The 24,434-nt window shown below is 61.4% G+C and carries 20 protein-coding genes and 1 tRNA gene; 10 read left to right on the top strand and 11 right to left on the bottom strand.

Going from position 1 to position 24,434, the window contains the following annotated elements; all coding sequences use genetic code 11:
• Nucleotides 1-2: 2 nt before the first annotated feature.
• Both BQ4436_RS04320 and BQ4436_RS11595 read right to left on the bottom strand, forming a co-directional pair.
• Nucleotides 3-578, bottom strand: a complete 576-nt coding sequence (locus BQ4436_RS04320; protein ID WP_070975615.1) for an alpha-(1->3)-arabinofuranosyltransferase domain-containing protein — start codon at nucleotides 576-578, stop codon at nucleotides 3-5.
• Nucleotides 565-741, bottom strand: a complete 177-nt coding sequence (locus BQ4436_RS11595) for a DUF2613 family protein (RefSeq protein ID WP_071565697.1) — start codon at nucleotides 739-741, stop codon at nucleotides 565-567. The genes BQ4436_RS04320 and BQ4436_RS11595 overlap by 14 nt, the downstream gene beginning before the upstream one ends.
• On the opposite strand from BQ4436_RS11595, the gene BQ4436_RS04315 reads away from it, so the two are divergent.
• The 7 genes from BQ4436_RS04315 to BQ4436_RS04285 all read left to right on the top strand — a co-directional run bounded on the left by BQ4436_RS04315 (nucleotide 742) and on the right by BQ4436_RS04285 (nucleotide 10,628).
• Complete coding sequence (locus BQ4436_RS04315) at nucleotides 742-1,929, top strand: glycoside hydrolase family 3 N-terminal domain-containing protein (RefSeq protein ID WP_070975614.1); 1,188 nt, start codon at nucleotides 742-744, stop codon at nucleotides 1,927-1,929.
• Between the two features lie 25 nt (nucleotides 1,930-1,954).
• Nucleotides 1,955-3,601: a VanW family protein gene (locus BQ4436_RS04310; RefSeq protein WP_255366119.1), complete on the top strand. Its 1,647-nt coding sequence runs from the start codon at nucleotides 1,955-1,957 to the stop codon at nucleotides 3,599-3,601.
• A 796-nt stretch (nucleotides 3,602-4,397) separates the two neighbouring features.
• Nucleotides 4,398-6,185 carry an ABC transporter ATP-binding protein gene (locus tag BQ4436_RS04305; protein WP_070361799.1) on the top strand — a complete coding sequence of 596 codons (1,788 nt, stop codon included), beginning with the start codon at nucleotides 4,398-4,400 and terminating at the stop codon, nucleotides 6,183-6,185.
• A complete protein-coding gene (locus BQ4436_RS04300) occupies nucleotides 6,182-7,930 on the top strand; it encodes an ABC transporter ATP-binding protein (RefSeq protein WP_070975613.1) in 1,749 nt (582 codons plus the stop codon). The genes BQ4436_RS04305 and BQ4436_RS04300 overlap by 4 nt, the downstream gene beginning before the upstream one ends.
• A gap of 34 nt (nucleotides 7,931-7,964) precedes the next feature.
• A complete protein-coding gene (locus BQ4436_RS04295) occupies nucleotides 7,965-8,561 on the top strand; it encodes an MptD family putative ECF transporter S component (RefSeq protein ID WP_070361801.1) in 597 nt (198 codons plus the stop codon).
• The gene (locus BQ4436_RS04290) at nucleotides 8,554-9,240 is read left to right on the top strand and encodes an energy-coupling factor transporter transmembrane component T family protein (protein ID WP_070361802.1); all 687 of its coding nucleotides are present in this window, start codon (nucleotides 8,554-8,556) and stop codon (nucleotides 9,238-9,240) included. The genes BQ4436_RS04295 and BQ4436_RS04290 overlap by 8 nt, the downstream gene beginning before the upstream one ends.
• Nucleotides 9,237-10,628 (top strand): ABC transporter ATP-binding protein, encoded by a 1,392-nt coding sequence (locus BQ4436_RS04285; protein ID WP_070975612.1) that lies wholly within the window; start codon nucleotides 9,237-9,239, stop codon nucleotides 10,626-10,628. The genes BQ4436_RS04290 and BQ4436_RS04285 overlap by 4 nt, the downstream gene beginning before the upstream one ends.
• Before the next feature lie 149 nt (nucleotides 10,629-10,777).
• Here BQ4436_RS04285 and BQ4436_RS04280 read toward each other — a convergent pair.
• Nucleotides 10,778-10,851 (bottom strand) — tRNA-Gly (locus BQ4436_RS04280).
• Between the two features lie 57 nt (nucleotides 10,852-10,908).
• A complete protein-coding gene (locus tag BQ4436_RS04275) occupies nucleotides 10,909-11,808 on the bottom strand; it encodes a lipase family alpha/beta hydrolase (protein WP_070975611.1) in 900 nt (299 codons plus the stop codon).
• A 46-nt stretch (nucleotides 11,809-11,854) separates the two neighbouring features.
• Between BQ4436_RS04275 and dcd the strand changes: the two genes are divergently transcribed.
• Nucleotides 11,855-12,418 carry a dCTP deaminase gene (dcd, locus tag BQ4436_RS04270; RefSeq protein WP_070361805.1) on the top strand — a complete coding sequence of 188 codons (564 nt, stop codon included), beginning with the start codon at nucleotides 11,855-11,857 and terminating at the stop codon, nucleotides 12,416-12,418.
• Nucleotides 12,419-12,430: 12 nt separating this feature from the next.
• Nucleotides 12,431-13,699: a UDP-glucose dehydrogenase family protein gene (locus BQ4436_RS04265; RefSeq protein WP_083329427.1), complete on the top strand. Its 1,269-nt coding sequence runs from the start codon at nucleotides 12,431-12,433 to the stop codon at nucleotides 13,697-13,699.
• On the opposite strand, the gene BQ4436_RS04260 is transcribed toward BQ4436_RS04265, so the two are convergent.
• From BQ4436_RS04260 to BQ4436_RS04230, 7 genes are all read right to left on the bottom strand, one after another.
• A complete protein-coding gene (locus BQ4436_RS04260) occupies nucleotides 13,696-14,982 on the bottom strand; it encodes a pyridoxal phosphate-dependent aminotransferase (protein WP_070975610.1) in 1,287 nt (428 codons plus the stop codon). The two genes, BQ4436_RS04265 and BQ4436_RS04260, sit on opposite strands and share 4 nt — an antisense overlap.
• A 22-nt stretch (nucleotides 14,983-15,004) precedes the next feature.
• On the bottom strand, nucleotides 15,005-15,655 hold the full coding sequence (locus BQ4436_RS04255; protein ID WP_255366118.1) for a DUF1707 SHOCT-like domain-containing protein: 651 nt from the start codon (nucleotides 15,653-15,655) through the stop codon (nucleotides 15,005-15,007).
• 140 nt (nucleotides 15,656-15,795) lie between these two features.
• Nucleotides 15,796-17,511: an IS3 family transposase gene (locus BQ4436_RS04250; protein ID WP_070975207.1), complete on the bottom strand. Its 1,716-nt coding sequence runs from the start codon at nucleotides 17,509-17,511 to the stop codon at nucleotides 15,796-15,798.
• Between the two features lie 98 nt (nucleotides 17,512-17,609).
• The gene (locus tag BQ4436_RS04245) at nucleotides 17,610-18,833 is read right to left on the bottom strand and encodes a Na/Pi symporter (RefSeq protein ID WP_255366117.1); all 1,224 of its coding nucleotides are present in this window, start codon (nucleotides 18,831-18,833) and stop codon (nucleotides 17,610-17,612) included.
• A 130-nt stretch (nucleotides 18,834-18,963) separates the two neighbouring features.
• Entirely contained in the window at nucleotides 18,964-19,674 is a 711-nt protein-coding gene (locus BQ4436_RS04240; RefSeq protein WP_070975609.1) for a chymotrypsin family serine protease, read from the bottom strand.
• A gap of 10 nt (nucleotides 19,675-19,684) precedes the next feature.
• Nucleotides 19,685-21,040 (bottom strand): FAD-dependent oxidoreductase, encoded by a 1,356-nt coding sequence (locus tag BQ4436_RS04235; RefSeq protein WP_070975608.1) that lies wholly within the window; start codon nucleotides 21,038-21,040, stop codon nucleotides 19,685-19,687.
• A 58-nt stretch (nucleotides 21,041-21,098) separates the two neighbouring features.
• Nucleotides 21,099-22,361: an AI-2E family transporter gene (locus BQ4436_RS04230; RefSeq protein ID WP_070479596.1), complete on the bottom strand. Its 1,263-nt coding sequence runs from the start codon at nucleotides 22,359-22,361 to the stop codon at nucleotides 21,099-21,101.
• A 241-nt stretch (nucleotides 22,362-22,602) separates the two neighbouring features.
• On the opposite strand from BQ4436_RS04230, the gene dnaK reads away from it, so the two are divergent.
• On the top strand, nucleotides 22,603-24,432 hold the full coding sequence (gene dnaK, locus BQ4436_RS04225) for a molecular chaperone DnaK (protein WP_070479595.1): 1,830 nt from the start codon (nucleotides 22,603-22,605) through the stop codon (nucleotides 24,430-24,432).
• The last annotated feature ends 2 nt before the right edge of the window (nucleotides 24,433-24,434 follow it).

Genomic DNA, 24,434 nt, shown 5'->3' with positions numbered 1-24,434 from the left:
CGTCATGGCCCAGGCCATGAGAGGAGGGGATGCGACCGGGTGGGTATCCCCCGCGGGGAAAAGGGTAAGCATGGCTTGGAAGGGGTGATGCGGTTCGCGGTGGTGGGGCGCGGTTGGGTACCCTTGTCTTTTATACCCATTAGGGTGTGTAGAAGAGAGAGGGAGATGGCGGTCAGCGTGGTGAGGATGCGCGGGCTGAACGCGTAGAGCGCCCCGGCCACCGCGGGGCCCGCCACCCCGCGCATGCCCAGCCGCCTGGCTAGCGCGTACGTCCCGGAGAACGCCAGGCCGACCAGGAGCGTCCACCAGCAGCGCTGCAGCACCCAGGCGGGCAGCGGCAGCAGGAAGAACGCGCCCTGGGGGAAGAGGTAGCCGTACGCCTGGTTCTGCAACTGCCCGAGCGTGAATCGGTCCGTGTAGGCGTGCAGCGCCTGCGCGAGGAACCCGGCCGGGTTCGTAGTGAGGTCAAACTTGGTGTCCGCGGCGATCTGCCCCGGCGCCTGCGCCCACACAATCAGCGCGATGAAGGCCCACGCGACCAGGTGGGGAGTGCAGCTGCGGAGTTTAGCGCGCGCCATATTCCGGGCCGCCAAGCACGGCCTCGTCTGCCGGGACGGCGTTGGACACCGGCACGGAATTCTGCCCGGAGAACGCCGCTACCCCAATCACGCCCACCACGCCGAGCACAACACCGACGACGGCGCTAGCCACAACGGAAGGCAAGGTAGTACGGTTTGACATGTGCAAAAGCGTACCAGACGTGTATGGGGGTCCGCCGCGGCGACGGCGGGGCTCGTCGTCGTGCTCGCCGGGTGCGCACCCGAGCCAGCCCCACAACCCGTGACGACGCCCACTCCGCTCCACAACCACATCCCACTCCTGCCCACCGACACGGTGCCGATCACCGAGATTGTCCCCAAAACGCCTGCCCAGCAGCGCGTCCCGGAGGATCTGCGCCTGCGCGTGGCCTCCCTCATGGTCGTCGGGGTAAAGAACTACGACCAGGCCCGCGCGGCCCTGGACCAGGGTGTTGGCGGGCTTATCATCCCCAGCTGGGCCGACCCCAAACTTCTCGACGACCCCGGCCGCGACATCAATGCGCTGCGCGAGCAGTACCCGCGCGGGTTCACCGTCGCCATCGACTTTGAGGGCGGCCGCGTCCAGCGCCACACCGACATCCTCGGGGACTTTCCTGCGCCCGGTCGCCTCGCCGCCGGCACACCCGCGGTGATCCAGGGCACCGGCTACGACATCGGCCGCTCGCTTCGCGCCCACGGCATCAATGTGGACTACGCCCCCGTCGTCGACATCGACGCCGCCGACTTGCCCATCATCGGGGACCGCGCCTTCCACCGCGACCCCGCCGAAGTCACCCGCATTGCCGGGCTCTTCTCCCAAGGCCTTATCGACGCCGGCGTCACCCCCACCTTCAAACACTTCCCAGGACACGGCCGCGCCTCCGGCGACACCCACAAGAAGCTCGCCACCACGCCACCCATCGGGGACCTGCACACCTTCGACTTGGTCCCCTACGGCGAGCTCCTGCAGCGCTTCCCACGCGCCAGCGTCATGGTCGGCCACATGATCGTGCCCGGCCTCGGTGCCGAAGGCGTGCCCAGCAGCCTCAACCCGGAGGCCTACCGTATCCTGCGCGAAGGCGACTACCCCGGCGGCGTCCCCTTCGAAGGCGTCGCCGTCACCGACGACCTCTCCGGCATGCGCGGCATCCTCGAATACGCCCCCACGCCCGAGGCGGTCCGCCTCGCCATCAGCGCAGGTGCCGACCAAGCCCTCTGGTCCTCCGGCCACGACATCGGGCGGATCATCGATGGTGTCGTAGCGGGCGTCGAAAAGGGAGAAATCCCCGAGTCCCGCATCAACGAGGCCGCGACCCGCGTCCAACAACAACTCATTGACGTTGGGTTATAGCCCACACTCGATTACCCTGGGGCGGGTGAATAGGGCAACAAAGATCTTCATCGGCTTCTCCGTGGGCGTGCTCGCGGTGCTGCTGGCCATCTACCTCGCCGACCTGGCGCTCAACCGCGGCCACGTGCCGCGCGGCACCACCGTCGGCGGCGTCGCCATCGGCGGACTCACCCCGCAGGAAGCAGAAGCCGAGCTCAAAGCCCAACTTGGCGACGCCCCCTCACGCCCCATCACCGTCACTTCCGGGCCAGAGCGCGCCGAAGTGGTGCCACAGCGCGCCGGGCTCGGCATCGACTACGTGGCGACCATTGAGGCGGCCGGGCTGCAGTCCGCAAGCCCGATTGAGCGCCTCAGCGGCCTGATCCGAGAGCACGAAGTGGCCGTCGTTCCCAGCGTCGACGACGCGAAACTCGCCCCCGAAATCACCCGCCTACAGAAAGAACTGCACCGCGACCCCGTCGACGCCGCCATCACCCTCGAGGGTGGCACCGCCCGCGAACGTACCCCCGAAGACGGCCAGGACGTGCCCGCCGACGCGCTGCGCACACAGCTGACCGCCCACTGGCTCAACCCCGATGGCGTCACCGTTGAGCCGCAACCAATAGCGCCGCGCATCGGCGCTTCCGCTCTGAAGGAAGCGATGGACGGCCCGGTCCACCGCGCCCTCTCCGGCCCACTCACCGTCAACGGCCGCGAGAACGTCACAGCCGTGATCCCGAAGGAACGCATCGGCGAAATCCTCCACTTCGACGAGGCCCTGAAGCCCGTCGTCGACCATAAGGCAGCCGGCGCGATCCTCGGCGAGCAGCTGCAAGAGTCCGAGGTCGAGGCCAAGAACGCCCGCGTGCTCACCAGCGGCGGCATCGAACCCTCCGTCGACGGCATCAGCGTCGACTGGGACACCACCTTCAAAGGCTTCGACGACCGCCTCCTCCACAACGCCGACCGCACCTGGGACGCCACCTACAAAGACGTCCCCGCCACCTTCACCACCGCCGACGCCGAACAAGCCACCTTCAACGACACCGTCGGCTCCTTCACCACCGGCGGATTTTCCGGCGCCTCCGGCGAGAACATCCGCATCGTTGCCAACACCGTCAACGGTGCGATCGTCAACCCTGGCGAAACGTTCTCCCTCAACGGCTACACCGGCCCCCGCGGCACCGCCCAGGGTTACGTCGAATCCGGCATCATCATCAACGGCCGCGGCGGCACCGCCGTCGGCGGCGGAATCTCCCAGTTCGCCACCACCCTCTACAACGCCGCCTACTTCGCCGGCATGACCGACGTTGCCTCCACCCCGCACTCCTACTACATCTCCCGCTACCCAGCCGGGCGCGAAGCCACCGTCTACGAAGGCGCCATCGACCTCGCCTTCCGCAACGACAGCAACCACCCCGTCAAAATCGTCACCAACTACGGCGGCGGCAACATCACCGTCAGTCTCCTTGGTGTCAAGACCGTCAACGTGCAGTCCATCAACGGTGGACGCTGGGCCTACACCCAGCCGCAACCCCGCACCGTCACCGGCCCCGACTGCGCCCCATCCGGCGGCGCCCCCGGCTTCACCACCTCCGACACCCGCGTGATCACCGACCTCGACGGCAACGAACTCAGCCGCGAAACCACCACCACGGTCTACGACCCGCAGCCCATCGTCCGCTGCGGGTAGGGTCTCTGTTCTTGGCTTCTTCCCTTTCGCTTCAGTGACAAAAGACGCACCTCTTGACGTCTAGCCCTTTTATGGCCTGCGGTTATGGCGACCAAATTTTTCCGGGTTGCGTCTTTTGTCACTCGCGTCTCCGCCCACCTCAAAAACGGCAAACGTAAACACCCCTGCAAAAGGGGTGTTAGTGGAGGCTTAGACGTCGAAAATGATAAAAGCCGCATGAGCCACTAAACCCTTGTTGAGCTGGGATTTAGCTGTTTTTGAGACTGCTCGCTACTTCGCTGGAGGTTCGGCGATCCGGCAGTCATCGCTGTAACGCCCACTGGGGGTGGCGTCCGTTTGAAGCCAAGGGGATCTGCGGGTGGGCTTGCGTTAGCGGGTATCTGGTTAGGGGGTGTCATCGCTTTCAGCTAGTGGTTGGAGGGCACGGAGTGTTTCAATACCGGCTTGATTGAGCGTTTCGAGAATTAACTCTGTGAGTGTTTCGTACTCTTGAGCAGTAGATGGACTTGCTTCAAGTTCGTGTTGGACAGTCCTGAAGTGCTTGATCGGTGCGAACCCATTTCGCGGGCGCAGCAAACTTCCAGCCCAAGAGCCTTCGTTCTTACAGATGTAGAGTGGAGCGCACTCATTGACCACGCCATCGTAGACGAGGATACGATCCGGTTGGTATTCCGCACCGGTGAACAGGTAAGCATGGCCTTGAAAGGGTGATGCTCGTATCGGTTGATGTGCACGGTTAGGTACACCTCCCAGAAAGCGAGTAAGGTTAGACTTACCTAATAAGGATGGTGTTTACGTGAACGATAGTGTAACGGATCAGGTTGTTGACGGTGAGTATGGGTCCGCGAAGGAAAAATCTGTCGCTGGCCAGAACGCGATCCGTCAGCTATCGCAGCCGGTGAAAGGCAAACTGTTTATCGCGCAGGTTTTGGCTTTTCTCTCAGGCGTGTTGGCTATTGCCCCGTATGTGGCTCTGGTGGAGCTTGGCAGAGAACTTATGCAAGACCAGGTGGACCCGGCGCGGGTGAACTGGATCGTCATGCTCCTCGTCAGCGCATACATGGCCCGGTTGACCTTATATTTTGTTGCATTGGGCGTGACGCATTTTATTGACCTGTCGTTGCGTAATCAGATGCGTCGGCAAATTGCCGCCCGAATGTCGACTGCTCCGCTGTCGTGGTTTACCCGCGAGGGTGAGGGGAAGATCCGCAAGACCATTCAGGATGATACGGCCACGGTGCATACAGTGATCGCGCACGGGCCGATTGAGAAACTGAACGCGATCGTATCCCCGCTCGCCTTGTTGGTGTATGCGTTTGTGGTGGATTGGCGGCTCGCTCTGCTGTCGATTGCGACGATTCCGATTTATGTGGGCATGTATGGCATGTCGATGCGTGGGATGAATGAGAAGACCGCACAAATGGACACCAAGCTCGCTCAGGTTTCGGCAACGATGGCCGAGTTCGTTGCCGGTATCTCAGTGGTGAAAGCATTCGGCAAGGTCGGCCAAGCACATAAAGCCTATTTAGATGCGGCTAACGAGTTTTCTAAGTTCTACCGGGCGTGGTGTATGCCGCTGGTGTCGATGTCGGTCGCCTCATTTTCGTGGGTGTCGATCCCGGTGTTGTTGATCGTGAACCTTGGCGGTGGCGCGTTGATGATGAACGCCGGTTGGGTGAGCATCTACGAGGTGATAACGACGACGTTGATCGCCTTGGTGCTGCCGGGAGCGTTGATGGCAGTCGCAACCATCGCCTGGTCGTACCAGCTCGCAGGGTCTGCCGCAGTGAGGCTGGTGAACGTCATGGAGCTACCAGCGTTGAGTCAGCCCGATGCGCCACAGACACCACACGGTCATGATATCGAGATTCGGGGTGTGTCGTATGCCTATGACGACACCCAGGCATTAGACGAGGTGAGCCTGAGCATTCCGGCAGGCACGGTGACCGCGCTGGTTGGCCCGTCGGGTGCGGGGAAGTCGACGTTGGCGAGTTTAATTGCCCGCTTCGATGACCCGGACGCTGGCACGATCACTATCGGCGGGGTTGATCTAAAGAGCATTTCCCAGGATTTGTTGTATTCGACGGTCGCGTTCGTCTTGCAAGATGCACAGCTTATTCGCGACACCATCCACAACAACATTGCCCTGGGCGCGCCAGACGCAACCTTGGATCAGGTGCGACAGGCGGCGAGAGCCGCGCAGATCGACGAGTTCATCATGAGCCTGCCAGATGGTTACGACACCGTGTTGGGGGAGGACACCCACGTTTCGGGCGGGCAGGCAGCCCGTATCGCGATCGCCCGGGCGCTCATGGTTGATGCCCCAGTGTTGGTGCTGGACGAGGCGACGGCGATGGCGGACCCGGAATCGGAATCGAAAATTCAACAAGCTCTCTCGACTCTTGCCAAAGGCAGAACCGTGATTGTGATCGCCCACCGGTTGGCGTCGATCAGGGGCGCGGATCAGATTGTCGTCATGGAACGCGGGCGCATTGCTGTGGTCGGTAAACACGACGAGCTGTTGGGTAATGCGCACTATCAGGCACTTCTTGCCCAAGGTGCATGTGAGGAGATGACACGATGAATCAACTATTGCTGCCACGCTTTAAGCGTTTGATGGAACCCGCCTCGTGGCGTGACCTCTCGGTCGGTCAAGCGTGGGGTGCGGTCTCAGGACTGTGTCACGGCTTTGCCCTGCTGATTCTGCTTCCCGCAGCAAGTGCCCTAGCGACCGGAATGCCGGTGTGGGGGTTATCGTTTTGGGGCTGGCTCATCGCCTTGGCGGTGATCTCGGTAGCGGGTGTAGGCACCGAGTTTTATGGCATGCGCACCGGCTATATTGGCGCGCTCGGGTTCATTCACGACGTCCACCACGCAATAGGTAACAAAGTAGCCCGCCTACCGTTGGGAGTGTTCGATTCGGGTAGCTCTGGCCGACTGTCGCGCATGGTCACCCAGGAAATGATGAACTTGGGCGAGTCGGCGGCGCACTTCATTTTCTCCCTCGTCCAAAAACTCTCAGCCGTGCTGGTGATCACTGTGGGAACCTGGTTCTGGGATTGGCGGCTGGGACTGACCTTGACGATCGCGTTCCCGATCATGCTCGCCTTCCTCCATATCTCCCGCGTGCTTCTTGATAAAGGTAAGCAGGTTTCCGAACCAGCTGAGTCAGAATTGGCGGCTCGCATGGTCGAATTCGCCACCTGCCAAGGCGCGCTGCGCTCCTGCCATGTCGCCGACGACTACCCGGCCCTTGATCGGGCATTCAAACAGGCTGACCGCAAAAGCCGCAAAGCATTGTGGATCGAAACATTAGCGAACCTGATTAATGGAATGTTCGTCCAAGCCCTTGTCGTGATAATGATCTGGCTGACCGCCCAACTCGCCCTCGGCGGGCAAATGAATGCGCTGAACGCCGTGGTCACAATCGGCATGTGCCTGCGGTTCACCACCATGCTCCAAGACATCGGTGGCTGCATGACCGGGCTGGAAGAACGCCGCCAGCAGATGAACCACGTCGACAAGGTCATGGATGCCCCCGAACTGTCCGAACCCGATGCCTCTACACCAGTGAGGGCACCTGGTGATGTTCGTTTCGAGGACGTCACCTTCAGCTACGATCCGGACACCCCGGTGCTGCACGATATGTCCTTCCATGTCCCGCAAGGCGGCATGTGTGCCCTGGTTGGTCCATCTGGGTGCGGGAAGACGACGATCGCCCGGATGGTTGCACGTTTCTGGGATGTGCAGTCCGGCAGCGTGCGCGTTGGCGGAGTGGACGTGCGCGAGCAGACCACCGAAGATTTGATGCGCCAGATATCTCTGGTCTTCCAAGACGTCTACTTATTCAACGACACTCTCGAAGCCAACATTCGCCTTGGCAATCCCGAAGCTACTGATGAAGAAATCAGGTGGGCCGCTGAGCTGTCGGGCGTGACGGAAATTGTCAACCGCCTCCCAGACGGCTGGAATTCATTGGCGGGTGCTGGCGGGCGTGCACTGTCAGGTGGGGAACGCCAACGAGTGTCCATCGCTCGCGCCTTGGTGAAGAAAGCCCCGATCGTGCTGTTCGATGAGGCCACCAGCGCGTTGGACGCGGAAAATGAAGCCAACATTGTTGCGGCGATGAACGAGCTGCGTAAGCACTCCACACTAATTGTCATCGCCCACAAACTTGAAACCATTCGCCAAGCTGACCAAATCATTGTGCTCTCCCACGATGGGCGTATCGCCCAGCGCGGGTGCCACGACGAGCTGGTCAACCAGCCGGGTCAATACCGCGATTTCTGGCAAGAACGCATCAACGCAGCTGGATGGCAACTCGTCTAAACACAGCACGTATAAGCACATGAAAGGAAAAACTATGTCTACGCCTACATCCTCGCGCCTCAACACGCGCGACTTCATCAACATTGGCGTCTTCACCGCCTTGATGTTCGTCATCGTGTTTGCATTCGGAATGCTCGGGTTCATCCCCGCCGCCATGTATGCCGGCTTCTTGCTTTCTATTCTCGTTAACGGCATCGTCTTTGCGCTGTTCACGGCACGCACTCCGAAGATGGGGGCATTGACAATCATGCTGATTATCATCGAAATCCTCTTCTTCGTGACCGGCCACTGGGTAGGGGGAATCGCGGTGGCCGCTGTATTCGGCCTGCTCGCCGACCTAGTCATTACCAAGGGGCCGAAGAGCGTGAAGGTTCGCGTTCCGCTGGCATACGCACTGTTTATTCTGCCGATCTATGTTTCCCCGTGGATGCCGCTATTTATGGACCAAGACGCATATATGTCGCAGATCGCCGAACAAATGGGCGCCGAGTATGCCGCGAAGATGGCGCAGGTTGTCACGATTCCGATTCTGTTGGGCTTCTTCGTTGTGATGCTCATCGTGGGCTGGCTTGCTGGTCTGTTGGGAACCAGGGTGGCGCGTAAGCACTTTGAACGGGCCGGTCTTGTCTAAACTTCCCGACCCGCGCACGATTATCGTAGCGCTCGTCATCGTCTCCACCACGATCTACAGTGCCTACTCGCCGTGGTTCGTGTGTGCTCTGGGCGGATTCGCCGCCGTGATGCTGGCGAGCGCTGCGATCAACCCCAACACGCTCGTGCGCCCGAGCTGGGTGGCCGTCTACCTGGCCACGTTTGCGGTCCTCGGCGGGCTCGTCTTCGTGATACCACTGGTGTGGAAGTCAACGGTCAGCGCGTTCCTCATGCTGTTTTTGCAGTGGATGTGGCGATTCAGTGTCAGCGCAGGCATGGGCGCATACGCGATCGGTGTAATCCGACCCGCCACCTTGCAAAAAGCACTCGTCAGCTCACGGATCCCGACCTGTTTCACGATCCCAATCTCGGTTGCCTTACGGGTGCTGCCCGTGATCGGCCACGAGGTTAAAGCGATCTCAGATGCGATGAAACTACGCGGCATGTCTGCGTTTTCCCTGCGCGCGGCCCAGTACTTCACAATCCCGCTGCTATCGACCGTGGTACGCAGCGGGGACGAACTGGCATCTGCTGCCCTCGTGCGAGGACTGGGCGGAACCGCAAAGCCCACCTCAGTCACGGTCGTGAAATTCCGTGTGATCGACGCAGTCATTCTGCTCGTCGTTATCGGCTTCGCGATATGGAGAATCGTCCTATGACAATAACCCAAGCCACCGGCGTCACCTTCACCTATCGAGGAGCAGACCACCCCTCAATCACTGACGCAACCATCACCATCACACCTGGAACCGTCACCTTGCTGTGTGGCGCATCGGGATCGGGGAAAACCACCGCGCTACGGCTGTTTAACGGGCTCATCCCGCACTTTCACGACGGCGACCTTACCGGAAGCGTCACAGTCGACGACATTGACGTGGCACGAGTAGATCTATCAGAGCTTGCCCACCACTGTTCGACAGTGTTTCAAAACCCACGCACCCAGTTCTACACCACTCACGTGCGCCAAGAACTCGCCTTCGGCCCAGAAAATCTCGGCCGCGCCCCGCAGGAGATCTGTGCCCGCATTGACGAGGTTGCAGCCGAGTTAGGTATCGCCGACCTGTTGGAATCCCGCGTCACACAGCTGTCGGGCGGGCAGATGCAACGCGTGGCCTGCGCCGTCGCCATGTGCAACAACACGTCGTTGATCGTCTTTGACGAGCCGACCGCGAACCTATCAGCTGATCTTATCGGCCAACTCGCCACACTCATCGCCAGGCTCAAAGCTGATGGACACACGATCATCATTGCTGAACACCGGCTAAGTTTTCTTTCCGGGATCGCTGACCGTGTCTACTGCTTCGACAAAGGCAAGATCGCCCTCACCGCAACCGGCGAAGAGTTCTACGCTACCTCGGATGAGGAGCGCAAACAGCTTGGACTGCGATCCCTAGTGACTGTGTCTATGCCACAACTTCCGGAACCGGCAGGGGAGGGGCTCACGATCGACAACCTCACCTTCGCCTACCGGCAGGGGAAAACGGTTCTCAACGTCGACCATGCGCTCTTTCCGGCAGGGAAAATCACAGCGCTCCTCGGCCCGTGCGGTTCAGGGAAATCAACCCTGGCACGCATTGTTTGCGGACTAGAAAAAGCCAAACACGCATCCATCACACTCAATGGACAAAAATTCCCCAGCCGTGACGCCTACCTTGTGATGCAAGACCCTACCCGACAGTTGTTCTCAGATACCGTCATCGACGAAGTCACGCTCGGCACGACCAAAGCCGAAAAGCAACACATCGATGCCCACGCGATCCTTGAAGAACTCGACCTTGCCGACCACGAGGCTGACCATCCCCAAGCACTCTCTGGCGGGCAGCGCCAACGCCTGGTTATTGCTACAGCGCTTGCTGCGAACAAGAAAGTTTACATCTTCGACGAACCCACGTCCGGTGTTGGCTACAAGCACCTTGTCGCGATTTCCCGAGTAATGCGTAAACTCGCTGACACTGGTGCCGTCGTCATTGTCATCACCCACGACGCTGAACTCGTTACCGAGGTCGCCGACCATAGCGTCCGCCTTGACCAGATCAACGCCTGCTAACGCAAACGCTCGCTCAGCCGAAAGAGAGGAAAGCGCTTCCGCAGGTCAGAGCTAATGCGCTATACACTCGCTAACGCAAGCGATTTTCTTAACCCCCTTGGGGCGTACGCGCTAACGCAAACGCCTACTTATCATTTTCGACGTCATAGTGGAGCCGGCGACGGGAATCGAACCCGCACTCTCAGCTTGGGAAGCTGATGTTCTACCACTAAACTACGCCGGCAGCGCATGTAATGCAGCAGTGCGTAATTTTAGCACCGCGCTGCTGCTTTACCAAACGCTAGCGGTCGGCGCTGGCCTCGTCCGGGAGTGCGCTGAGTGAGCAGGCGCGCTGGTTGGGGGTGCGGTCGTCGGCGGTGCGCTCGAGGCCCCACCGGGTGAGGGCTGCGACGGTGAGGTCGGACTGCATGTTGGGGTGCAGGACTCGGCCGGAGTTCGGGCAGGATGCTTCGATGTTGATGTTGACGACGTCCGCTCCGTCGACAGTTTGCAGGATTGAGGTGCTGTTTGGGGTGGCGGTGACGTCGGATGGTGAGTAGAGCGAGGTGTACACGATGCCGGCTTGGGTGTCGGGGAGTGCGTTGAGGGCCTGGATCTCGGGGGAGTCGTTGAGCTGTTGGAGTGCGCCTGGTCCGACGAGGAACGCCGCGAGGCGTGGGAGTGCGCGGGCGATGGGGGAGAGGAATCGGCCGGCGCCGTTGAGATCGGTGCCGTGGAAGGTAGCGCCGACGGTGACTGCGCGGCGGACGTTGTCGCCGCCGCCGAGTTCGGCGATGTACTTCTTTACCAGCAGTCCGCCTTGGGAGTGTGCGACCAGGTCGACCTGGTCGGAGCCGGTTGCTTCCTTGACGCGTTCGACGTTGCGCGCGAGTTCGCGCGCGGAGCTGTTGATGTCGGCGTTGCCGTAGGAGCCAGGGAAGAGAGATGGTAGTCCGCTGCCACGGCCGTAGTTGAAGCCCCACACGCAGTAGCCTGCGGCTTTGAGGGCGACGGCGTTTTGGGCCCAGTTTTCGGTGTTGCCGGCGGTGCCGTGCACGTACAACACGGGTGTGGTTTTGTCGGCGGCGGGGACGCAAGAGGCGTCGTTAAAGATGTCGCTGGTGTCGGTCGTGGCGGCGGAGGCCACTGGCGTACTGGCGAGCGCCGCGGTCAATAGAAAGGTTGAGATAATTCGATGCATGTCGCCTAGTGTAGCCCCCGCGTCAAAGCAGGCTAGACTGGGCGCCGTGCTTCTTTCAGACCATGACATTCGTGACGCTGTTGATTCGGGACGCCTCGGTATTGCACCGTATGACGCTGCGTTGGTGCAGCCGTCTTCGGTAGATGTGCGTTTGGATCGGTTCTTCCGCGTGTTTAATAACTCGCGCTATACCCACATTGATCCGCGTGAGGAGATGCCGAATCTGACCACGCTGGTGGAGGTCCCCGAGGGTGAGGGGTTTGTGCTGCACCCGGGTGAGTTTGTGTTGGCGTCGACGTTGGAGAAGTTTACGTTGCCGTCGGATTTGGCTGGGCGTCTGGAGGGCAAGAGCTCCCTGGGTAGGCTTGGCCTGTTGACGCACTCGACGGCCGGGTTCATCGATCCGGGGTTCTCGGGTTACATCACGCTTGAGCTGTCGAATGTGGCGAATTTGCCGATCGTGCTGTGGCCCGAGATGAAGGTCGGCCAGTTGGCGTTGTTCGCGATGACCTCGCCTGCGGAGGTGCCGTACGGCAGTGGCGCGTTGGGCTCGAAGTATCAGGGGCAGCGGGGTCCGACGCCGTCGAAGGCGTACTTGAACTTCCGGTAGGAGGCCTCGCGTATGCGATTGTCGGTGGTCGGCGCGGGGTATTTGGGGGCGACACACGCTGCGTGCATGGCTGAGCTGGGCCACGAGGTACTGGCGGTGGACACGGATGCGCGCAAGGTTGCGGCCCTGCAGTCGGGGAGTGCGCCGTTTTTCGAGCCCAGCCTCGATGAACTACTCAAGCGCCACACGGCGTCGGGTCGGCTGCGCTTCACCACCGATCTGCGCGAGGTAGCGGGGTTCGCGAGGGTGCATTTTTTGGCCGTCGGCACGCCGCAGGTTTCCGGTGGGCTCGCCGCGGACACTTCATTTCTTGACGACGCCACCTCCCACCTCTCCGCAATCCTTGAGGGGGAGCACCTGGTGGTGGGCAAGTCGACGGTGCCGGTGGGCACGGCGCGCCGCCTGCAGGAGCGCCTCCCGGATGCGGTGGAGGTGGCGTGGAACCCGGAGTTTTTGCGCGAGGGCCACGCGGTGAGCGACACGTTGGCGCCGGACCGGATCGTGGTGGGGCAGCGCCCGAATGGGTGCGCGGAGCAGGTGCTGCGGGAGGTGTACGCCACTCCTATTGAGCAGGGCTCACCAATGTTGGTGACGGACCTTCCGACCGCTGAGCTGGTCAAGGTAGCGGCGAACGCGTTTTTGGCCACGAAGATTTCCTTCATCAACGCGGTCGCGGAGGTGTGCGACGCCGCAGGCGCGGACGTCACCCAGCTTGCGGACGCGATCGGGTTGGACGCGCGCATCGGCCGCCAGTTCCTGAACGCCGGGCTCGGCTTCGGCGGAGGCTGCCTGCCGAAGGACGTCCGTGCGTTCATCGCGCGCGCCGAAGAACTCGGCGCGGGAGACTCGCTGCGCTTCCTCCGGGAGGTCGACGCCATCAACCAGGGCCGTCGCGCCCGCGTCGTGGACCTGGCGCGGCGGGAGCTCGGCACGCTGGAGGGGCGCACCATCGCTGTGCTGGGTGCGGCGTTCAAACCGAACTCGGATGACATCCGGGACTCGCCCGCCCTCGACGTCGCGCAGCGCCTCCATGATGCCGGCGCGCACGTGCGCGTCCACGACCCGAAGGCCCTCGACAACGCCCGCGCCGCCTACCCCGACCTTGACTTTCCCGGCACGCTCGCGCAGGCCACCGCAGGCGCGGACCTCTGCATTCTGGCGACCGAGTGGGATGCGTTCCTGGAGCCGCTGGTGGGCGTCGACAAGCGAGTAATTATCGACGCCCGCAACGCCCTCGATATCCCCACCTGGCACAAGGCGGGGTGGCGAGTCATCCGCTAGTGCTGGTGGTAATCCGAAAGGAAGTTGCCGAGGCGCTCGATGGCGTTCTCCAGCTGTGACGCCCACGGCAGCGTGACCACGCGGAAGTGATCCGGGGTGGGGTAGTTGAAGCCGGTGCCCTGCACCATGAGGATCTTCTCGCTCTTGAGCAGATCCAGCATGAAGCGCTCGTCGTCGTGGATCTGGTACATCTCCGTGTCGATCTTCGGGAAGGCGTACAGGGCGCCCTTCGGCTCCACAACGGAGATGCCCGGGATCTCGCGGAGCTTGCGCACGGCGACGTTACGCTGCTTGTGCAGGCGGCCGCCATCCGCAGTGAGCTCATAAATCGACTGGCGTCCACCCAGGGCCACCTGGATCGCGTGCTGGCCAGGCACGTTCGCGCACAGGCGCGTGCCGGACAGCAGGTCCAGCCCCTCGATGAGGCCCTTCGCCCGGCGACGCGGCCCCGTAATCACCATCCAGCCAGCGCGGTACCCGCACACCCGGTACGCCTTCGACAAGCCGTTGAACGTCAGGGTGATCACGTCCGGGGCAACCTCCGCCATGGAGATGTGCTGGGCGCCGTCGTAAAGGATGCGGTCGTAGATCTCGTCGGCGAAGATCATCAGCTCGTGCTCGCGTGCGATGTTCGCGATGCCCTCGAGCGTCTCCCGCGAGTACACCGCACCCGTCGGGTTGTTTGGGTTGATCAACACGATCGCTTTCGTCTTGCTGGTGACCTTGGAGCGGATATCCTCCAGCGAGGGGTTCCAGTCGTCCTCCTCGTCGCACTTGTAGTGCACCACCTTGCCACCCGCAAGTGTCGACGCCGCCGTCCACAGCGGGTAGTCCGGCGTCGGAATGAGAATCTCATCACCCTCGTTCAGGGAGGCCTGCGTGACCATGCTGATCAGCTCCGAGACACCGTTGCCCAGGTACACATCGTCGATGTCGAACGCCGGGAAGTCCGGAATCATCTCGTAGCGCGTCACAATCGCACGCCGCGCCGAAATGATGCCTTTCGACGTGGTGTAGCCCTGCGACGTCGGCAAATTGGCAATCATGTCGCGCATGATCACATCCGGCGCCTCAAACCCGAACACGGCCGGATTGCCCGTGTTCAGCTTCAAGATGGTGTGGCCGTCGCGTTCCATCTCCTCCGCAGTCGCGCTCACCGGGCCGCGAATGTCATAAAACACGTTCTTCAGCTTCTCGGCCTGATCAAAGTGCCGGTGCCGCTTGAAAGGCGTGTGTTGCGGGCTCTTGTCTTCTGATGCTTCTGATTGCTTCTTGTTGGCCATGTGCCAATACTAGCGCCCGAACCTACCCGCGTTTGTTGAACCGGTGCATCGTCTGCTGCGCGATATTCAACGCATCGTTCTTCAGCTGGTCCATCTGCTGGCGCTGCAGCTGCTTCCGCATCGCGATCTCCGCCGCCTGCCGCGACTGCAACTCCAACTGCTGCATCTTGACCGCCTGGCGCTGCGCACGCTGAATCTGCCGCACCGACGGGGAGTACCAGCTGTCCGGCCCGACCTTCATCACGTACAGCAGGATAAACACGGTTGGGATGATGAGCAGCGACAGTACGGCCAGGAAGTTCTCGCCCATCTCGGAAAAGACGACGATGAATGCGAGGCTGGCGATCGTCGACAAGCCCATCAGCCCGCCGCGCACATTGCGACCCCTCCTGCGGGCCAGCTCAATGTCCTCACCCGTGTACACCGGGGAGTTCTGGACCTGCTGCGCCGGCACCTGACACTGGCCCGGCTTCTGCGGCAAATCCTGGAACAACGCCATCAAATCCGGCGAGTACTCCGCTTTCGCGACAGCCGCACACCGCCTATCGAACTCATCCATGCTCAGGCGGCCCTCACCGAACGCTACCGACAATGCCGTCACCGCGTCATTGCGGTCGGTATCGCCGATGCGGTAGTTGAATTGGAAATTCGGATTCGGTTGAGGCATGGTCATAGCTCCTAAGCATACTTGGCTGGTGCGGACTGTCCTAGAACTGCAAAGTGTAGTAACAGGAATGTAGTAATCCGCTTTTTTGGGGCAATGGGGCTGCGGATGTTTTGTTGGAGTGCATCACGAGGGACTTTGTCTCGTAGTTATGCACTCAGTGCCTGTCTATGCTCAGCGATGGTCGTATAACCATCACCAAGTGTCGACTTCAACCTTGTATGGATATAGAAGTCAATGTAGGACTCAATATACTCGCGCATCTGCGCAACTGTCATCTGCGACGTATGCGCCCTGCCTTTGAGTAGTTCTTGTTTCATCGTGCCGAAGAACCCTTCTGTGCGCGCGTTATCACCACTGGTGCCCTTCCTGGATAGTGACGGGATGTAGCGCCACCTGGCCCGACACCACTTGCCTTCCTGACACTTCGGACAGTCCAGGCGGTTATGCGTGTGATCGGTAATCAACTTCACCCACTTAGTGCTGCGGTAGAGTCCACCCCGGTCAGAATGGATAATTGGCTGCACCCCGTCAGGTTTTACCGCATCAATACGCGCGATCATGTCTGCGACCAGATCATGATTCGGTGATGTCGACATGGTCACCGCAATGGGCATTCCGTCATAGAAGTCAATAGCGGCAGACAGATAGAGTTTGCCGTCTGGGCAGTGGATTTCTGTGACATCGGTACCGATTTTTTCCCACGGTGTATCAGCATGAAAATCATGGATTAATCCCTTGGCATCAGCGTGGGTGCGAAAGTGCTCAGATAGCTCGATGACTTCAGGCGTTGGCTGCTGTGCGGTGTCGTGACATGCACACGCAGTGGTGCGGGGTTTGACCAACAGGAGGTTTGCTGGACTGTGGGCGGTCTCACCGGTGTAGGACGAGTACTTCGTTGACTGCTTCGCCGGTGGCCTGCATGCAAGTTCACCCATTAACTCACGCACGATCTTTTCCGATACCCGATGTCCTCGAGCTTTCAGCCAGGCATGGATACGCCGATACCCATAGCTTTGATTCGACTCGGCAACTGCTTGCAGGATCATCGGTTTGTACTGCTCACGACGCGCACTACGCCGGGCCAGCACACGCTGATGCTTGCCCTGGTGGTGATAAAACGTTGACTCGGCAATACCAACAAGCTGACACGCTTTCTTGATAGAGACACCGCGGGCGTCCGTGATGGCAACAACGACGGCGGCCTTCGCCGCTGTCGTGAGTACACCGTCACGGACGGTGACTTTTCCCTGCGTCTCACCACCCATGAGTACTTCAATAATCGCGTCTTTGACTGCTTGGCGGTCACGTTCATCAGCCAGCATCTTTTTCAACACTTCCGGATCATCCGGCAAAGCATCCAAGTCAGGTATTGGGCCAGGCCCGGGCAACCACTCATCAACCGGGCGTGGCGGTGTCGCAGTGTTGCGGTTGATGGTGGTTCGTTGGTGTTTGCGGGCTCGTTTGGTTTTGCGGTTATAACTCACGCGTTTCATTGTGGCTTGATATGCCGCATCGAACGTCATCGACGCTGCGTCGTTGCGTTCTTCTTCGTCAGGCCATAATTCACGCGTCCACCTGCCTACCGAGTGAAATGACACCTGGAACTCCGCCGCGATCCGGCGCAGTGACTTCGTGGAGGTCAGTCTGCGCGCGACGGCTTTGGCGATCGCCTCCGCGGTTGGGGGACCATCAGATCGGATGTAGCCGTTGCGTCTGTCAGTAATCCAGTTTTTCACCGAGCCTGCTGCGGGGCGTCGGCCGGTAACGTGTGCTACCCAGTCGCAGACCTCGGGGGTGGTCATGCCTTCGAAGTACTTGTCGACCGCGGACTCGCGGACGGTGTCGGGGAACTTTGCGGGCATCGGAATACCTTCCAGCCCTCAACACTCCAACGAAATGTCCGCGCTCCCAATTGGGGATTACTACATTCCTGTTACTACAGTTTGGGTTTTGTCAGCCCCTAGGACACCCAGTTGGTAATGAAGATCGCCAGCAGCGGCAGCGCGAAGAACACGCTGCCGACCCAGATAAAGATGTACACCTTGTTCTTATCGGCGAGGCCGGCGAGCCACTCGGCACCCTTCGGGGGAAGTGCGCGCAGGAACGGCACCGACATAATGATGATGGCTGCGAAGGTGTTGAAGAGGGTGTGTACCAGGGCGGTCTGCATGGCGACCTCGGCAACCTCGGGCGGCGCGGAAAACGCCGCGATCAACCCGGTCACCGTGGTACCGATGTTGGCGCCGACCACGAACGGGAACAGGTCCCGCATGTGGAACTTGCCCGACGCCGCCAGCGGCACCGTCAGCGACGTGGTGGTGGAGGAGGACTGTACCGCCGTGGTGATGACGGCGCCGGAAAGCACACCGGAGAGGGTGCCCTTGCCGAGTGCCGCGTGCAGGAACTCCTGCGCCCGGCCGACCAGCAGCGTGCCGAGCATGTTGCCGATGAACCCGATGACCACCATGATCAGGGCGATGCCGCCAATCGAGAGGATGATGCCGCCCCACACGTGGCTCAGCGGGCTGACGGCGGTTTCGGCGAGGGAGACGAGTGGTTCGGTGATGGCGTCGACAAAGTCGCCGATGCCGCTGAAGATTGTGTTGAGGATGCCGCCGGATCCACCGCTGGTGTAGTGCGCGATCGCGCCCGAGGTTTTCTGCAGGAAGCCGGTGGCGAGCTCGAGCGGCATGAAGATGGCCAGGGCGATCAGGTTGAAGAAGTCGTGCACCGTGGCCATTGCGAAGGCGCGGCGGAACTGCTCCTTGTTGCCCGAAAGACCGAGCGCGACGAGGGTTGCGGTGACGGTGGTGCCCAGGTTGGCGCCGAAGAGCATCGGGATGGCGATTTCGATGGGCAGGCCACCCGCAACCATGCCGACGGTAATCGATGTGGTGGTGGAGGAGGACTGCATGATCGCCGTGGCGAGGATACCGATGCCCAAGCCCACGAACGGGTTCTGCGCAAACGAGAAGAGTTCCTCGGCGCGGTCACCGGCGGCCATCTGGAAGCCGGCGCCGATCATGCTCACCGCGTTGAGTAGCAGCCACACCGCGACGACGACGGACATCCAGTCCACGAAAGTCTTGAAGGGGCCACCGAACGGCAGGAAACCCAGTGGGTCTTTCTTACCTGCGTCTGCTCCGTCGGGGTGGTGCGTGAACGTCGTTGTCGCGGTGTCCATGCTCATATGATGAAGCGCTTCCTGTCGTCGAAAAAACTCTCGCCAAAAAGGGCCCAAGGTGTGGGCCAACGTATCACCATAATGTGCGCACGTGCACGGTCGGTAACACCAAAGTAAACTTTAGGCGAACTTATCGCAGCTGCCGCGCGTACCAGCCAAGAGTGGAGTTTGACGACGTCGTTGGCTGGTCAAGGTCCATAGAAACAGGAGACAGCAGTTCGGGTCCGAAATACAGCTCCGGGTAGGAGCCGGTCATCCAGTACTTCTTGTCTTTCCATACCCCGCCGGAGGTGACGGCGACGAAGCCGCGGCCCGGGATCCAGATGGGGCCGCCGGAGTCACCGTGGCGAGGCCCGGCGATGGAGGTGGCGATCATGTTGCCGCGCACCCCAGTGACGTGCCCGCAGAACTCGCGGCGCGTAGTGGCGCCGTAGGAGCAGACGCGTTCGCCCGGGCGCACCGCGTTGGGGTGGACTTTCGCGTTGCCGGAGAACCGGTTGGCGCCGGCGGTAGCGCCGGAGAGGGTGACGTAGGCGAAGTCGTTGGGGCCGTCGGCGGAAACGAGCCAGCCGGGGAAGGAGATCACCGTACCGATGCGTCGGCCGCTGCCGTCAAGGACCTGCTGGAACGGGAATTTCACGCAGTGCCGCGCGATGGCGATCTGGTTGCGCGCATGGTCCACGTAGCCAACGGTGCAAATGCCGTAAGCGAGCCCCATATCGAGGCGGACTCGGTCACCTTGGTTCACCACCGGTCGCGCGTCGGCGACGGGGGCAAGCAGGGCGGCGGCGGTGGCGACGCCCACGCAGGCGGCGGCGATCTTCTTCAAAAACTGGCGCATAGCCAGCAGCTTACTGCTTGTGGTGTGCGTAGGAGACCATTTCGTCCCACTCGACGATCTTCTTGCGCTCGCGGCTGTGGGTGGCGCATTCCTCGCCGAGCTTGCGCTCTGCTTCATCCAGGCGGTACCAGCCGTCCCAGGTGGTGTAGTCGATGCTGCGCTCGTCGAGCAGGCCGAGGATCGCGTCCGGGTCCTCGTGGACCGGGGCGGTGAGTTTGCCGGCGTCTGCGTCGGCGATGAGCATGTCGGTCGTTTCCTTCGCGTCCGACTTCGTGTTGCCGATCAGGCCGACCGGGCCGCGCTTGATCCAGCCGGTGACGTAGAGGGAGTCCTCGAAGCCGTCCTCGCCGAGGACGTGGCCGCCGTCGTTCGGGATGACGTGGCGCTCAAGGTCGAACGGGACGCCCTCGACAGGCTCGGAGCGGTAGCCGATTGCGTGGTAGACCTGCTGGACTGGCCAGTCGGTGAACTTGCCGGTGCCTCGCAGCCCGCCCTCGCCGTCGAACTCGGTGCGCTCGGTGCGGATGCCGACGATGTCGTCGCCCTCGGTGAGCACCTCGACTGGGGACTCGAAGAAGTGAATGTGGATCTTGTGCGGGGCATCATCCGGCTCGCGCATCGCGTACTGCTCCAGGACCTGGCAGTTCAGGTCGATGGACTTGTCGGCGCGGCGCAGTTCCTCGGAGGGACCGTCGTAATCAATGTCTTCAGGGTCGACGAGCACCTGGATGGTGTCGGACTCGTCGAGCTCGCGTAGCTCCTTCGGCGTGAACTTCGCCTGCGCCGGCCCGCGGCGGCCGAACATGTGGATGACCTCGGCCTTGTTGTTCTTCAGGGACTCGTAGACGTTGTCCGGGATCTCAGTGACCAGCAGTTCGTCGCCGGTCTTCGCCAGGATTCGGGAGATATCCAGCGCCACATTGCCGACGCCCACCACCGCGACCTCGCGCGCCTCCAGGTTCCAGGAGCGCTCGAAGCGCGGGTTGCCATCGTAGAAGCCGACAAACTCGCCGGCGCCGATCGACTTGTCGCCACCTGGGACGAGGAACTCACGGTCGCGGACAGCGCCGGCGGAGATGATGATGGCGTCGTAGTACTCGCGCAGCTCATCAATGGTGATGTCGCGGCCGACGGTGATGTTGCCCAGGAAGCGCAGGTTCGGCTTGTCCATCACGTTGTGCAGCGACTTGACGATGCCCTTGATGCGCGGGTGGTCCGGGGCGACACCGTAGCGGATGAGGCCGAACGGCGCAGGCATCTGCTCAAACAGGTCGACGTGGATCTCGTGCTCCTGATTGCGGATGAGCAGATCGGATGCGTAGATACCGGCTGGCCCGGCACCTACGACAGCGACGCGCAGACTCATAGAAATATGTCCTTTCGGTTTTTGAGGCTAGTTATCTTAACAATATAGCGCTACGTGCTTAGTTCTTGGAGCGCCTGCCCATTTGTGCCATGTGTTCGCGCACGGCGTTGAAGGCCTCCTTGGAGTCCAACGTCTGGCTCTGTTGGGTGGCCATTTGGACCTCGTCGGGGGTGACTTCGCCAGTTCGGAGCGAGACCATCTCTGCCCAGTAGCGGAACCAGACAGCGAGGACCGCGGCGACCGGCACCGCGAGGAACGCGCCGACGATGCCGAACAGCGTGCCGCCGAGCGCCACGGAGAGCAGCACGATCGCTGCGTGCAGGCCCATTGCCTGGGACTGCAGGATCGGCTGGAGGATGTTGCTCTCCAGCTGCTGCACCACGATGATGAGCACGAGCACCAGGATGGCGTTGGTCAGGCCGTTGGAGACCAGCGCGATGATCACCGCCAACGCGCCCGCCGTGACCGCACCGATGATGGGGACGAAGCCCGCGAAGAACGTGATCACTGCCAGGACCGGCCACAGTGGCACGCCGAGTAGGAGCAGGCCGAGGCCGATGAAGATGGCGTCGACAGCCGAGACGACCGCCTGCGTGCGGATGAAGCCGGACAGCGTGTTCCAGGAACGCATGCAGACCTCGGTGAGGTGCCAACCGGCGCGCACGCCGACGTAACCCTTGAGCCACGGCAGGAACTTTGAGCCGTCCTTCAGGAAGAAGAAGGTGAGGATCAGGGTCAGCGCCAAGGTGGTGCCGACGGACGCGATCGCCCCGAGGCCTGAGAACACACCAGACGCGATGTTGGAGGCCTGGCCTCGCAGGACGTTCGTGACCTGGTCGATGACCTCTTGAACCTTGGTTGGATCGATGAGCTCGTTATCGACGTTGTCGCGCAGCCAGTGCGTGATCTGGTCAATACCCTGCTGCGCCTGGTCGACGAGCTGGGTGCCCTGGGTGCGAACGGTCGGGGCCATCGCGGCGAAAATGCCGCCGATGATGGCGAACGCCCCCACGAGCACGCCGGCCGCAGCGAGCGCAGGCGGCGCTTTCTTCTTGCGCAGCCAGTCCACTGGCGGCCACAGCACCGTGCACACGATGAGCGCTAGGAAGATCGGCAGCAGTCCCATCCAGACGTACTTCAGCAGGTACAGCAGGATGGCGGTGGCGGCGACGATGATGATGAATCTCGCCGCCCAAGCTGCCGCGGTGCGCCCGTCGGAGGCGATGACCGTGCTGCGGTCAACATTTTCTGAGGAAAGCTCCTGCGCGGCGTCGGCCGCGGTGGGCTGTGTTTCCTCCTGTGGTTCAACTTCGTTGTTCATACCAAGACATTGTGCCAGACCTCTCCGACATAACTTATTTACACCCCCTGGACTGCAAGATTAGGAAAAGTTGAGTCGAGTGGGAATAACTTTCTGGATTGCATGTTGTAAGGATTGAGCGTGACAGGCTCAAGGTTGGCGGAGCTTCTGCTACAGTGGTTCCCGTCAAGTTGAGTCGAGGCGATTCAACTTCGGATTAACTTCAGAAATGACTTCGACAAACACAGGAGGAAATGTAGAAATGGGACGCGCAGTAGGTATTGACCTTGGTACGACAAACTCGGTTGTCTCTGTCCTTGAAGGCGGAGAGCCGGTAGTTATCGCGAACGCTGAGGGTTCGCGCACCACCCCGTCTGTCGTCGCGTTTGCGAAGAACGGCGAGGTGCTGGTTGGCCAGTCCGCGAAGAACCAGGCGGTCACCAACGTTGACCGCACGATCCGCTCCGTTAAGCGTCACATGGGCGAAGACTGGACGGTCGAGATTGATGACAAGAAGTACACCCCGCAGGAGATTTCCGCACGTACGCTGCAGAAGCTGAAGAGGGACGCAGAGGCATACCTCGGCGAGGAGGTTACCGACGCCGTCATTACCGTCCCTGCCTACTTCGAGGACGCACAGCGTCAGGCTACGAAGGAAGCCGGCCAGATCGCAGGTCTGAACGTCCTGCGTATCGTCAACGAGCCGACGGCAGCTGCACTGGCATACGGCCTGGAGAAGGCTGACAAGGAGCAGACCATCCTGGTCTTCGACCTTGGTGGCGGTACCTTCGACGTCTCCCTGCTGGAGATCGGCGACGGCGTCGTAGAGGTCCTGGCAACCGCGGGTGACAACGAGCTCGGTGGCGACGACTGGGACAACCGCGTGGTTGAGTGGCTCGTCGATAAGTTCAAGTCTGCACAGGGCGTCGACCTGTCCAAGGACAAGATGGCGATGCAGCGCCTGCGTGAGGCCGCTGAGAAGGCAAAGATCGAGCTGTCTTCCTCCCAGCAGGCATCCATCAACCTGCCATACATCACGGTTGATGCCGAGAAGAACCCACTGTTCCTCGACGAGACGCTGACGCGCACCGAGTTCCAGAAGATCACCTCTGACCTGCTGGACCGCACCAAGGCGCCGTTCAACCAGGTCATCAAGGACGCTGGACTCTCCGTCGGCGAGATTGACCACGTTGTGCTGGTCGGTGGTTCCACTCGTATGCCGGCCGTGACCGACATGGTCAAGGAGCTCACCGGCGGCAAGGAGCCGAACAAGTCCGTGAACCCGGACGAGGTCGTGGCACTCGGTGCGGCGCTGCAGGCAGGTGTCCTGCGTGGCGACGTCAAGGACGTCCTGCTTCTCGACGTCACCCCGCTCTCCCTCGGCATCGAGACCAAGGGCGGCGTGATGACCAAGCTCATCGAGCGCAACACCACCATCCCGACGAAGCGTTCCGAGACCTTCACCACGGCTGAAGACAACCAGCCAAGCGTGCAGATCCAGGTCTTCCAGGGCGAGCGCGAGATGGCTTCCGCGAACAAGCTGCTCGGCTCCTTCGAGCTGGCTGGCATCGCACCGGCACCGCGCGGTGTTCCGCAGATTGAGGTCACCTTCGACATCGACGCCAACGGCATCGTGTCCGTCTCCGCAAAGGACAAGGCGACCGGCAAGGAAAACACGATCAAGATCCAGGACGGCTCCGGCCTGTCCCAGGAGGAGATCGACCGCATGATCAAGGACGCCGAGGCACACGCCGACGAGGACAAGAAGCGTCGCGAGGAGCAGGAAACCCGCAACGGTGCAGAGTCCGCCGCCTACCAGACGCGCAAGTTCATGGAGGACAACGCCGACAAGCTGCCGGAGGACCTCAAGACCCGCGTCACCGAGGCAGCCGACGCCGTCGACGAAGCACTCAAGGGAGATGACCTTGAAGCGGTGAAGTCGGCCGTCGAGAAGCTGAACACTGAGTCGCAGGAGCTGGGCAAGGTGCTCTACGAGGCACAGGCCAACGAGGGCGCGACCCAGGCCGAGGCAGCCGACGACAACGTCGTCGACGCCGAGGTTGTCGACGAAGACACCGACGAAACCAAGTAGAC

The organism is Corynebacterium sp. MC3 (genome assembly GCF_900099485.1).
Lineage (GTDB): Bacteria > Actinomycetota > Actinomycetes > Mycobacteriales > Mycobacteriaceae > Corynebacterium > Corynebacterium pseudogenitalium.
This window is presented reverse-complemented; position numbering and strand designations above follow the sequence as displayed.